Origin of the sequence: Bradyrhizobium oropedii, assembly GCF_020889685.1 — a bacterium.
GTDB lineage: Bacteria > Pseudomonadota > Alphaproteobacteria > Rhizobiales > Xanthobacteraceae > Bradyrhizobium > Bradyrhizobium oropedii.
Genome location: NZ_JACMYO010000077.1, coordinates 1 through 12,936 on the forward strand (window position 1 = coordinate 1; position 12,936 = coordinate 12,936).

The following is a 12,936-nucleotide window of genomic DNA, read 5'->3' on the forward strand; positions in this document are numbered from 1 at the left end:
GTCCGCGGTCAAAGATCGGTTGAGCGAAGGCTGCCGCGCTCGACGATGCCGACGACTGCCATGACACTAGCACGGCGAATCCGTACCCCCGTGGATATTCCGGCGCTCATTCTGATCAGTGTGTCGAACTACTGCCGTCCCAGCGGTTATACGGTGTTCCCGGTATGCGATGATGCACCGACCGATCGAACCCTCGCTGACTGCGTCGGGTCCGGGCAGGCACAGCACATAATCCGGAAGGGTTAGGCGGGCTCCTCCAAGGGGAAATAGCGCGCGAGGGCGAACTGCACGAAACTACGACGAAATTTCGGATTGGCGAGCGCAGAGCCAGATGGGAAAAAATAAGTGCAGCAGTGCCACGGACCGCAAAGGGCGGATTGCGTCCGTTGCTCGTGTTCACGGTGCTGATGCTCACGAACATTCCGCCCTTCAACAATGCGACCAACGTCGCGCAATATTACAGCACGCTCAGCGACGACACGTCGTCCGTGAAAGCCTGAATTGAGAGGGTGGTGCTAAGTACGCCGGCATTTTGTTCAAGTCTCGCGGAAAACGCTCAGGAGAAAATGCATAGTACCGAGGAGGAGGACATCCCGATCATTCGTCAGATGGAGGTGGTGAAGTCCGGTGTCGTACGCGTGATCGAGAGGGTTGGTCCTATGCAAAGCAGTGACGCACAGCTCTACTCGGGAGGGGGCCTCAATGCGGATCATAGGCTTCGCGCCGAGGGCAGGGCACTTAACGCCGCACCTCGATAGATCGCGTCGCCATACGAAAGGTGATTGCGGATGGATCGCACGATTGCCCTCGACAGTGAAGTAGGCCCCGCCTGCGACATCGCGGGCGCGCGGCCGCGACACCTGCTCAGCGTTGCGCAGCCTGTTCTCTTGTGGTCGACGACCGTCGCCATGCTCGCAGCCGCGTGGATACCCGAAGCAACACAGGCGTCGCCCGATCCAGCGCGTCTCGCGGCGGATGTGCAGCAAACGATAGCTCTTCGCATTGCCAATTCGGCTGCCGCGGCGGAGGACGGCAACTCCACAGCTGCGCCGACGGACGAAGGCGGTATCAAGCGGCCGATGCTGATCGTACAGGGAGCGAGCGACCAGAGCGGTCCTCCCTCGAACCAGCAGCCAGATTGGGGTGGGAGCCTGTCCTGCGAACTCTCCACTGCACGGCTCGACATTGGCTTGTTGCAGCGCATCGAGCACGAGCGTGAGCGGGCAGAGATGTTGGAGCAGGGTCTCGCCGCGGCTCGCCGCGACCTCGAAGTCCAGACTGCCTTGGCCAACAAGGCCGTCGAAGACGCTGCCCGGGTGAAGCAAGCCGTGCCGGGTGCCGCGGGGCTGCAGGATGCGCTGCAACAAGCGCGTGACAGGGCAGGAAGGCTGGAACAAGAACTCGTGGCGGCGCGACACGATGTCGAGACCCAGACGGCGCTGGCGGCACAAGCAGGCGAGGAGGTTTCACGGCTGAAGCGTGCGGGGGAGATCGGCACGGCCGAGACAAGGCAACCGCCTGCAAGGACCGGAGTGCCGGCGGGCGGCCTTTCTTTGACGCGGAGCGCGATCAAGGCTTACGAAGCTCAAGCCCGTGCTGCTGGAGGAGAACTGGCCGAACTCGGACAGGCTACTGCGAGCGACACCGGGTCGCTTCGCTACCCGGAACAGCTCGCACGCATTGAGCAGGATCTCGCAGTCGCGCGCGGGGAGGTGGAGACCCAGACTTCAATTGCGGCGAAAGCGAGCGAGGAGGCGTCCCGCCTCAGGCAGTCGGGGGAGAGAGACGCCGCCGACTTGCAGCAGGAACGCGAGCAATCTGCGCGGCTGGAGCGGGATCTTGCGGAGGCGCGACGTGACCTGGATATCCAGACCGCAAAGGCAACGAAGGCGGGCGATGAAGCAGCCCGCCTGACGGCGGTGGGAGAGAGCGGTGCAGCAAGGCTGGAGGTATCCCTGCAGCAGGAACGCGACCGATCTGCGCGGCTGGATGGCGATCTCGCGGCGACGCGGCGCGATCTGGAGACCCAGACTGCGCTTGCGGCGAAGGCAGCCGAAGAAACCTCCCGGCTGAAAGCCGCAGCGGCGAGCGGAACGCCGGACCTGCAAAAGGAAGATGAGCGGTCCGCGCAGCTGGAGCAGGATCTCGCGGCGGCGCGGCGTGATCTGGCAGCCCAAACTACGTTGGCGGCAAAGGCGGGCGAGGAAGTCTCGCGTCAGAAGCTGTCGGCAGAAGCGGTGGTTGTCGATCTGAGGCAATCGCGCGCGAAGGCAGACGCGCTTGCGCAGGAGCTTTCCCAGGCACGCAGCTCGATCTACGCTTATGAGGCGCAGGCCCTCAAGGCTGGTGAACAAGTCGCGGAGCTCAGGCAGGCGGCCGAACGCGGCGCGGATTCAGCTCAGAAGGCCTCACCCGTCGAACTCGGGCAATTGGCCCGGCTCGAGCAGGATCTTGCGGCGGCTCGCAGTGATGTCGAGGCCCAGGCCGCATTGGCGGCGAAAGCAAGCGATGAAACAGCCCGATTGAAACGGGAGAAGGAGAGCGGCGCGGCAGAGGCGCAGAACCTGCTGCAGGCGGCCCGTCAGCGGGCTGACAGGCTGGAGCAGGATCTGGTGGCGGCACGGCGTGATGCCGAGAGCAAGACTATGCTGGTGACGAAAGCGGGCGACGAAGCCACACGACTGCAAGTCGTGGTCAAGAGCGCTGCCGCGGACCTGCAAAAGGAGCGCGAGCGATCCGCGCGGCTGGAACAGGATCTGGCAGCGGTGCGACGTGATGTCGAGGGTAAGACCGCGCTGGTGACGCAGGCAGGCGAGCAAACATCCCGGCTGCAAGCAGCGGGAAAGAGCGCCGCTGCGGACCTGCAAAAAGAACGCGAGCGATCCGCGCGGCTGGAACAGGATCTGACGACGGCGCGGCGCGATGTCGAGTCCAAAACTGCACTAGCAGCCAAGGCGGCCGAAGATTTGTCCCGGCTGACATCGGCGGGGAAGAGCGGCGCGGCGGATCTGCAAAAGGAGCGTGAGCGGTCCGCACGGCTGGAACAGGATCTGGCAGCAGCGCGTCGCGACAATGAGGTGCAGACGGCACGGGCCGCAAAGGCTGACGAGGAAGTCTCCCTGCAGAAGAAGGCAGCAGAGGCCGAGGCTGCCGAGTTGAAGAAATTGCGTGTCGAAAGCGCAGGTGCAAGGGCGCAGAACGTCTTCTTGTCGCGGAGCGCGATCGATGCCTATGAGGCCCAGGGTCGCAATGGGCGCGGCGCTGCGTCAGACGTGTTGACCACCGGTTCGGTTGGCCCAGACAGGTCCGACTCCATCGGAATGGCTGCCAATCCGATCGCCGAGCAGGCCCCCTTGGCACCTGCTCGCGCTGCTATTCAACCCGGTTCCGAGCAGGTTGCGGAAGCTACAGGGTTGGTCGCGCGCGCGAGTTCCTTGCTTCGGCAGGGCGATGTAAGTGCAGCGCGGCTTGTGCTCGAGCGCGCCGTCGAGATGGGCAGTGCCCAGGCGAGCTTTGCGTTGGCGGAAACCTACGATCCGTTGGTTCTGGCGAAATGGGGGACTTACGGCACGCGCAGCGATGCGAGCAAAGCAAAAGCCCTGTATGCCAAGGCCGATGCAGCAGGAATCAGGGAGGCGAAAGCCCGGCTGGACGCGCTGCGTCGCTAACGTTTCCGGACAGGCGCCGTCCCAAGCCTCTCAGCTCGCAACCGTGACCGATCGGGCCGACCTCATCATCTGATACCGACTGTAGGTGGATCAGCTTCCGTCACCGCTGTTCGGCTCGTCGCCGGTGACTGGCCTAAACCGCTTAGCTTCCGGGAAGGTACATCCGGAAGATCCTGGTATCGCAAGGATACCTCGACCGTGTCGCCTGGTTGCAGCTCGGTATCTTCGTTCGCAGCAATCTGTTCCGGCCCGTTCTTACCCTTCCTGACGATGGTAATGTCGGGCTTGCTTCCGCTTCCTCGCACGAGCTGTGATCGAACCATAGCGGTGTACTGAATCTTCTCACCCACCGCCTGCAGTCTCTCGCGAACCTGGTTAAGCTTCAGGCTCGTTTCCTGCAGCTCACGCAGCAGGTCAAGGCGCCGCTGATCATCGAGCTTTGTCAGCCTTCTGGAGAGATCATCCTGCTGCTTCTTGACCTGCAGCAACTGCGCAGAGGTCTGCAACCTCCTGGTTGACGACAGTAAAACCGCCCGACGCGCATCTGTAACGCGCGGGCTGGTCAGGGTGCCTTTGGCGAACATTTCTTGCGCTTTTTGCAACTCGTCCTGGTCGGACTGAAATCCCTCCTCTTCCCTTTTTTGCTGCTCGGACAGCACGCGCACTTCCTCGTCTCCCTGCCGAACACCGCGCTGGAGGAACTCCTTCTCCTGCTGATAGTCACTCTGCTTCGCCTTCAAATACTCCGTTTCAGCATTGAAGATTTCTGAAATCGCCGATCGAGCTATCGGTGCCTCCTTCGTAGCGTTTGGAGCGATCTGGGTCGCCTCTCCGAGTTCCGTCTTGATACGCCACGAGCGCGCCTGCTCTTTGGCGAACTCTGTCCAAAGCGATCCGTACTCGGCTCTCAGGTCCGCCAGATCAAGATAAGGATTGTTCATTCTCACATGCATGATGTCGTAACCGCTCGCCAGCGCTATGAGTTGACGTGCGGTGATCGACGGAAGGTAAGGATACTGACCCGGCTTCGAGACATCGCCATTGATGTATATTGGCCTGTAGTCCGCCACGGTTGCAGTGATTTCATCTGCATCTATCACGATGACGCTTTCACGCCCTTCCGGACTTCTCTGTCGAAATACCTTGTTCGCTAGTGCAGCGCCGACCTTGGCTCGGATTTGCGGCAAGCTCAGGCCCGCCACCTGAAGCACTCCGACGAGCGGCAACGATATGTTCCCGTCCGTCTGGACGGCGGCACGAGATCGCAGCTCCGGTACGCCAGCGGCGGCGACCTCCAGCACATCTCCGACATTGACGAGATATTCGGCTTTCGCTTGTGCCACTGAAATCGTGAGGCAGAGGGCGGCCAAGCCCCATTTGACGTAACCGCCAAGGTCGTTGCCCAGGATACTGAGTCCGAAACGCTTGCGCGGTGTGAAGTTCGGCATGACGGCAACTTTCTCTGCGACGTGGTCACCAAGATAAAACCCGCGGAATCTGTCGGCGCACCGACACGTCAACAGCGCTGACATTCGGTAGCCATCGAGACGGACGATCGGCAAAACCGAGGCTCGTTCCCGCATCTGTCGGGGGCAGGACGCGCCGCCCACATTTTCGATTGATCGGCCTTGTTGATCGTCAATTCGAAGTTGCATCAGATTCTTTGGGATGTGCGAACGAGCGGATCGCCACCCGAATTTAGTCCGGTCGTGCCGGGGCTCAATGGACCATCGTAATTACCCATTTATTGCCTTTCCCAACCTGTGACCCGGAATGTACTGATTCAGCAGGAAATGAGCGATTGGGCCGCAGAGTGCCATGAACGATGCGTTCTTCACCAGTTTACCGGCCTCCGCCAACCTTCCGGCGCATCCCGTCCATGGCTGCCGGGTGAATTCAGCAGGTGCCGCCAGGCCGGTTAATGGCCTCACTGGCCATGACCGCTGCCGAATTCGTCGCCAGGGAGATTTCGGGGCGTTTCACGGTGCGCGTCTGTCACAGGTTGATGCGGTGACCACTCGCCAGTTTCGGCCAGCTACTCTCGTCTCGGAAGGTGCGTGAATGCCTATTGATGTGACTCAGCCGGCCGTACCTTCCGCTAACCTTGCTTCCTTTAGTGGGCGTCTTTGCGCTTTTTGACCTGGCTGCCGCAACGGAGCTCCAATCATCAGCGCTGGTATGAAAATGTTACAGAATACAACGGATAGTTGGATGAACCGGGACGATCCACCGCCGCCGGAATTTCGTCCTACGTCGGTCATTTCCCTAAGAGCTGTGATCGCCTTCATACGGCGACGCGTGTTGGCCATATTCCTGGTGTGTTGCGCGGCGCTTTGCGTTGCCGTGCTCTACCTCATCATGGCGGTACCCACGTTTACTTCCAAGGCGCAACTTATCGTAGATTCGAAGGCGACCCCCGGCGACGTTGCGGCAGTCGCAACGATTGTTGAAAGTCAGATCGGAATCATAAGGTCCGAGAGCATCGCCAGTGCCGTGATCGAGAAGCTCGGCCTTGCGGAGGATCCGGAGTTTGCCGGCGGGCAGGGTAGTAGCGCGCTGTCCGTATCGCGTCTGCTCGGCTGGACTAGACCGGAAGGCGAAGGTAGCGCCATGCGCTACGCCGTGGAATCCTTCGGACAAAGGCTTACCGCCAAGCGCGTCGGCCCGACTTACCTTGTCGAACTCACCTTCAGTTCCAAGAATCCTGATCGAGCAGCGCAGATTCTGAACGCCGTCGCAGAGAAGTATATTACGCATCAAATGGACCAAGGGGGCTCGTTGCAAGATGAGACGTGGGTCCGGGATCGACTGAATGGCTTGAGCACCCAAGCGGCAGCTGCGCAAAGGGCGATCGAGGACTTCAGTAGAAACAAAAAAGATGCGCCGGATTCGGCTGCCAATATGGATAAGCTGGCGGCCGCTGCAGAATCAGCCAAAAGTGCTTATGACAATTTTCGTCACATGTTGCGCAGGCTGGAGGCTACGCGACAACAGTCTTCGCCGGTGTTTGCCGCGAGCCTGATTACTCAGGCGTTGCCTCCCCTGAGGGCCGCTTCGCCAAAGCCCAAGAACGTACTTGGAATAGCGCTCCTTGGCGGCCTGCTTCTTGGCCTCGCCTTCGCCGTGCTGCAGGATCTGATGGATGGCATCATCCACTTCGGTGCGTGGGACCTCTTGCGCGCGCAGGATGATAGAGCCGAGTGGCCCGTCTCGGACACGGTTCGACCGGATCATCAGTCTGAGACATCGACCAAGACCAGGCCAGTACGCCTTACGGGGGCGGGGTGAGGGCGGAGCAGCCATTTTCAGCAGCGCCCGGATGTCGCGCTTCTGGCCGGTGATGAAGACAGGGTGCGGATTCGGCGCGTTGTGGCCATGTCGATAGAATTGCTCAATCTCGCCCCAGGAGAGCTTCAGTGGCTCGGAAGCCGCTGCGCACCGAGAAGCCGTGCGCTCGAGTGCGGTCGCTCTGGAAGGCAAGGAGCCGGCCCGTCATGACCGTTGCGTTAAGATATGGCGGCGGAACTCCCTATCATGACGCGTCTGCGTACCAGCTCGGCCAAAAGGCAAAATGGCTGTTTCTGGCGGTCGTTTTCATATTGCCGTTTCAACGAGTGCCGTTCGTCAATTCGAATCTGTTCGGCATACAAGGCTGCAAGCCCTTCAACCTGCTGTCCGCGGGCGTCCTGGTCTTTCTGTTATTCCGAGTTTCGCTCTTATCAGCGACCGACAAGATCGAACGGACGTCCATTCGCATTCTTTTGCTGTATTTCGTAACCTTCACCATTGCTTTCGCTAGATCAGTCTCGAATGCCCCTCTGCTTCATGAGCGCCTCCCGGATGTATTTCCAGAGTCCTATCTGGACTACATCATGTCATACGGCATGGTTCCGGCGTTCTACATCCTGCCGTTTCTCTTCATTCTGAAGCGATGTCGCTCGTTTTCGGAGATTGAGACAGTCGTCAATGCAGTCTGCGTTTCGATTCTGCTCTTGTCGGCTAGCTTCATCTTCGTGTGCCTCATGAATCCATCGGCCGCACTTTCAGGGCGGGCCTCCGTTAATGATTTGTGTGAAGCCTACTTCGGCATCCACTACAATACGATGGGCACGATATACATCTGCACGGCGCCTTTGCTGCTGTACAAGGCGCTTACGCGTAGCTCACTCTGGATGGTGCCTGTCGGCTTGTCGCTTTTGGGACTGCTTCTACTCTCATCGCGCAGCGCGCTTCTAACCGTTGCGGGCTCCTATGTCTTGCTTCTGCTTTATAAACGCAAATTTGCTGTCCTAGCCGTCGGCGCCGCGATGGTAGCCATCGTATCCGTTCTCTGGATCGCGCCAACCATGGACGCCATCTTCTCCATTGGTTTCGACGGGACTTCGGACGTGTCGGCTGACGAATTGCTAACTGGCCGTGTCGACTTCATTTGGGTGCCGCTGCTCAAGGAATGGACGAGTGATCTCGGCCTATTTCTGTTCGGCGCGGGTCGGTCCGGAATCATAACCAGCGAAGCCTGGTACACGGGAACGCTTATACAAGCCACTCATGCACACAACGCAATTATCGATTTCTTTCTCGACTGTGGAGCGATCGCTACCGGCATTCTGCTCGTTTTCATGTGCGTCGGGATATCGACCGCTTGGCGTGTCGGCCGACGGTTGCATAACGACCTGTACTGGGCCTTGTTTGCGTGCATCGTCGGCTATGGAATAAGTATGTTTACTGAACGAGAGGTGTTTCCATCGTTCGAGAACATGTACCTGTTCCCTCTCATCGCGATGATGGTCAATTTGGCGCGCCTGTCCTCGCGCGCGCCAAACCGCAGCATGAGCCGCGCCACGCTTGATGCGGGTGACGGGGGCGCCGCAAACGCGACGACAGGCCAGTGGAGGTAACTCCAGTTCTCCGTCTCTGAACAAAGTGACCTTCTTGCAACGAAGCAATCGACCCCGCTTAATGGCGACATTTCACTTCGTATCGTTTCAATCGTGGTACATTCCGGCATGACGCTGTTCGAGCAGGAGATAGTGGTTCGCAACAGCCCGATCGAAATCTGGGGCGAACGTCCCAATGACGATGAGATCATGCGGAGTCGCTTCGTGGCCGCCGGAGACCCAGTGCACTCTACATATGCGGTCCGGCGATACAGATGCTCGAAGCCAGCCGAAACGATTGGTCGTTGTGCTCCGCAGAGGCCGCTCCAATGATAGGCCCGCTCAAGCGTCTTACGCAGCGCCTGCTCATCGGCGCCCTCGGATTTGACGACTATCTCTTCTTCGTCGCGCAAGCGCGCATCGCGACGATAAAGACGTTCCGTTATGAAGCGGATTTTCTGTACTTTCTTAACATGGTGCCGAACGACGGCGTGATCCTCGACATCGGCGCCAATATCGGGGTGACGGCCTATTTCCTGGCAGCCACGAAGCCTGGATCCCGAGTCCATGCGTTCGAGCCGGGGCCTGAGAACTTCAGGAGCCTGACGCGCGTGGTCGCCCAGCATACGCTCGCGAACGTGACGGTTCACGAATGCGGCCTGGGCCGGCAGGCCGCGGCGCTTCCGATGATCATGCCCGTGATAGGCGGAATTAAGCGACACGCACTGTGCCAAGTCGACGACGGACACTCCGAATACAAGGAAGGCATCCGCTTCCAGATCAAGATAGAGACGCTCGACGACGTTCCGGAGCTGAAGACACGCACAGACGTGCACGCGATCAAGATCGATGTCGAGGAGTTCGAGGCCGAGGTGCTGAAAGGAGGCATGGAACTGATAAGGCGTTGTCGGCCGCTCATCTTCTGCGAGATATGGAAGCCAGAAAACCGCAACGAGATCCGTGCAATGTTCGAACGCGAGCGTTACCGCATGTACGGTTATGAGCATGGCATGCTCGAGCCGGCCGGATCTGGCATCAAGAATTTCACGGGAAACTTCTTCATCATTCCGGATGAATGTCCGCTGCCCCAATAGAGGTCGCATCGGTGTCCCGAATTTCCAGTCGCGTTACACAGCGCGTGTGTGAGCGGGACGTACGGCACCAGTCGCGGCACTCAGTGCCAAAGTACTACTCACGAAGAGCATCGCAGCGACACGCAGCGCTCCATTGGTAACGCCAGCTCCCGTTGCGCCGGGGAGCGAAATGAGTTCAAATCGCCTTTGAAAGCTCAGCTCTACTGAATAGATGATGGAGCCGAGGCCAAGGGTCTAGTCGCATCATGCTGTGCCTGATGCCGCTCGACCGCAGTCGAAGATAAACGAATGTCGTGACGCGCATCCTGGTTGTAACGCATAAGCCGCTCGCAAGCCTGACCAACGGGCATGACCTTCGCGTGTGGCACTTGTGCCGCGAATTGGCGAAGCGGCACGAACTGTACCTTTTGACGGTGAACCTCGGTTCAACAGACGAATCGAGCGACAGCCTGGTCGGCTTGTCTGAGGTCTTCAAAAAGACCGCGGAAACACCGAAATTGCCGACGCAGCACAGGCCCTCACTGAAGAGGCACTTCCGTCGAAATGATTCAGACTACTTCTCGCTCTCTTATCCGGATCACTTTTCGACCGTTACCAAAACGATAGCTGGCTTCTGCGAAGAGAACGGTATCGATCACATGATCGTCTTCTGCCTCGTGCTTGCAGAATTCGTCCGACCGTTTTCGAACGATAAGAAGATACTCTTTGATCTCATCGACAGTGAAGTTCTAACGCTGACCAGACAGATACAGTTCATTCCGCCGTGGCCCGCGCAGCTGAGAACGCGTCTCGATGCGCGCCTGTTGCTCGCGCGCCGTGCACGGGCGGAGGCGTGTTTGCCCCGTTGGTTCAACCACGTCACTACAGTCAATGATGCCGATTCTGATACTGTTTGCAGACTGTCCGGCAGAACTGCGAACGTTAGCACGGTACCGAACGGGGTCTCGCCCGACCTGGCGGACACATTTGACTCAAATGCGCGTGTCGCAAAGCGGAGGGGAGTGGCATTTTGGGGCAACCTTGCCTTCAAACCAAACAGCGATGCAGTTCGTTTTTTTTACCAGCACGTCTATCGACGGTACCTCGCTCCGGCCGGAATTGAGTGGTGCGTGGTGGGCAAGGATGCGGAAAACTGGCTTCTGGAGGAGGCAAAGCGAGACGACGGCATTCGCCTCACTGGATTCGTCGAAGACATCTGCTCGGTGCTCGCTGAGTATCCGATCATGATAAATCCGATGCGGATTGGCAGTGGATTAAAGAACAAGGTACTTGAAGCCTTTGCCATGGGGCTGGCGGTCGTTTCAACGGGAGTAGGCATCGAAGCGCTCGGCATGGCGCGAGAAGGTGTCGATTACTTGCGAGCTGACGAGCCCCAGAAGATCGCGGCAGCGATCAAGCTGCTCATCGAAGACGAAGGCCTTCGGTATTCTATGATCCATAGTGCTCGAAAAGTCATGTTGGAGCACTACACCTGGAAAAAGGTTGCTCGTGACATGGATGCACTCTTGGGCTCGATGTGAACGCCGCGGGAGGTTCGGTCATGGTTGGCCTTCGGTTCAACTGCCGTGGTCCGATAGGATGATGCATCGAGCTAGTCATGCGAGATTGACGAGGAGTGGCTCGAGAAAGGTGAGGCGAGAGTGATCCGACTGCCTGCAAATCGTTTTGCGCTTCGTGCGATCATCGTGCTGTCCCGTGCTTCTGGAGGTCACTCAGTGAGTTCTGATTTTCTTTCTGGAAGGTGCACCGACCGAGATTCGCGCTTCTGGTCGTCGGCGCCGTCGCGAGGTCGTTGATCCATGGCATCCATATTGCGTCAAGGAATTCTACTCTCGGCTGCACAATACACCGACCAGGTCATCATGCTATTGACGCCGGTCGTTCTGGTGCGAACGATTGGTCCCACGGCGTTTGGTGAATACCGACTGTTCTGGCTGCTCGTAACCACGGTGGCCCTGTTGTTTTCCTTCAACATGCCCCGGAGCTTGCTTTTCTTCTTTGTCCGGCTGGATGCAGAGGGACGGCGGGTTTACGTCGGCCAGACGGTCCTCTTCCTGCTCGCCGCAACGACGATTGCGGTGCTTCTCGTCTTTGCTTTTCGTCAGGTCCTTCCATCCGGCATGAAAGATCTGCTGTATGACCACGGGGTGCTACTGGCAAGTTTCCTGTTTGTTTGGAATTTGGGCTTGTTGCTGGACGTGCTACCCAACGCCATAGGGCAGATCCGTTGGCAGGCGCAAGCCATCCTGGCGTCATCCGTGCTGAGAGCCGTGCTCATCATTTCTGCGGCAGTCGTGTTTCGTCGATTTGAAGAGGTGCTGATCGCAGCGTTGATTGCTGCTGGCGTGCGCGTCCTGCTTCTTGCCGTTTTCATTGCGCGCTATTGTGGCATTCGACTGTTCCCAATCGAAAGGGAGCAGTTCCGTGCGCAGCTTCGCTACGCCCTTCCGTTCGGTGTTGCCGGCTTGCTGTGGAGCGTCCGAAAACAGGCGGAACTGTGGATTGTCGCGACGATGTTCTCGTCGGGCATGTTCGGCATTTTTTCAATTGCGACGACGCTCCTCATGCCGTTCGAAGTCTTGAGAGGCGGGCTGGGGAATTTGCTCTTGCCGAAGATGAGCCGCTTCCACTCATTGGGCCGCCACGAAGAGCTGTTGCGCCTGAACAATCAGGGCAACGTTATCATTAGTGCGGTCATGTTCCCCGCCATAGCGGCATTGTTCGTCTTTGCTGACGAAGTCATTCAGTTGCTGTTTACGAAAGAGTACGTGAGTGGCTCTCCGGTGCTGCGCATCTATCTGATTCAAACATTGATCTCGACTGAGATTACCACTCTGCTCAATGTGTTCGGACAGGGCTCGGCTAACATGCGTTATGAAGCGGCGATCCTTCCATTCGCCGTGTTAACGAGCCTTGCCGGCGTCTGGTACTACGGCTTGCCAGGGGCGGCGATCGGGTCGGTATTAACGACCTTCGTTGTATATGTGTTTTTTCTCAGAAGACTTTCAAAGGTGATGAGCATTCCGATCGCAAAGTTGCAGGACTGGAAGAACCTTGGACTAATCTTCGTCGCGTCGGTATTGGCGGCAATGCTGGTGCGTTTCTCGGCTGATCTGCTGAATCCGTCGACCGCAATTGCAGCGCTGGTCGGTCCGGTTGCGGTCCTGGTGTGTTATGCGGCCATGCTGTTTGTGACCGGATACTATCGAACCCTGGCCGAGGTTCGGAGAGAGTGGGGCGTTCTCGGGGCGTGATGCAAGGCGATTTGCTTGCAGGGTTGCCTGGATTATCAGTTGC

Annotated in this window: 8 protein-coding genes; 7 read left to right on the forward strand and 1 reads right to left on the reverse strand. The window is 58.6% G+C overall.

Going from position 1 to position 12,936, the window contains the following annotated elements:
* Positions 1-353: 353 nt before the first annotated feature.
* Positions 354-500, forward strand: a complete 147-nt coding sequence (locus H8A95_RS21680; RefSeq protein WP_229184939.1) for a hypothetical protein — start codon at positions 354-356, stop codon at positions 498-500.
* A 288-nt stretch (positions 501-788) separates the two neighbouring features.
* Positions 789-3,668: a hypothetical protein gene (locus H8A95_RS21685; protein ID WP_229184940.1), complete on the forward strand. Its 2,880-nt coding sequence runs from the start codon at positions 789-791 to the stop codon at positions 3,666-3,668.
* Positions 3,669-3,733: 65 nt separating this feature from the next.
* Here the strand turns inward: H8A95_RS21685 and H8A95_RS21690 are convergent, their stop codons facing one another.
* A complete protein-coding gene (locus H8A95_RS21690) occupies positions 3,734-5,116 on the reverse strand; it encodes a polysaccharide biosynthesis/export family protein (RefSeq protein WP_229184941.1) in 1,383 nt (460 codons plus the stop codon).
* A gap of 763 nt (positions 5,117-5,879) precedes the next feature.
* Here H8A95_RS21690 and H8A95_RS21695 point away from each other — a divergent pair.
* The 5 genes from H8A95_RS21695 (at position 5,880) to H8A95_RS21715 (ending at position 12,893) form a co-directional block, all read left to right on the forward strand.
* Positions 5,880-6,956 carry a GumC family protein gene (locus H8A95_RS21695; RefSeq protein ID WP_229184942.1) on the forward strand — a complete coding sequence of 359 codons (1,077 nt, stop codon included), beginning with the start codon at positions 5,880-5,882 and terminating at the stop codon, positions 6,954-6,956.
* Positions 6,957-7,162: 206 nt separating this feature from the next.
* Positions 7,163-8,566, forward strand: a complete 1,404-nt coding sequence (locus tag H8A95_RS21700) for an O-antigen ligase family protein (RefSeq protein WP_229184943.1) — start codon at positions 7,163-7,165, stop codon at positions 8,564-8,566.
* 254 nt (positions 8,567-8,820) lie between these two features.
* Entirely contained in the window at positions 8,821-9,639 is an 819-nt protein-coding gene (locus H8A95_RS21705; protein WP_229184944.1) for an FkbM family methyltransferase, read from the forward strand.
* Between the two features lie 293 nt (positions 9,640-9,932).
* Positions 9,933-11,159, forward strand: coding sequence for a glycosyltransferase (locus H8A95_RS21710; protein WP_229184945.1), 1,227 nt, complete (start codon positions 9,933-9,935; stop codon positions 11,157-11,159).
* Positions 11,160-11,438: 279 nt separating this feature from the next.
* The gene (locus tag H8A95_RS21715; RefSeq protein WP_229184946.1) at positions 11,439-12,893 is read left to right on the forward strand and encodes an oligosaccharide flippase family protein; all 1,455 of its coding nucleotides are present in this window, start codon (positions 11,439-11,441) and stop codon (positions 12,891-12,893) included.
* Positions 12,894-12,936: the final 43 nt, after the last annotated feature.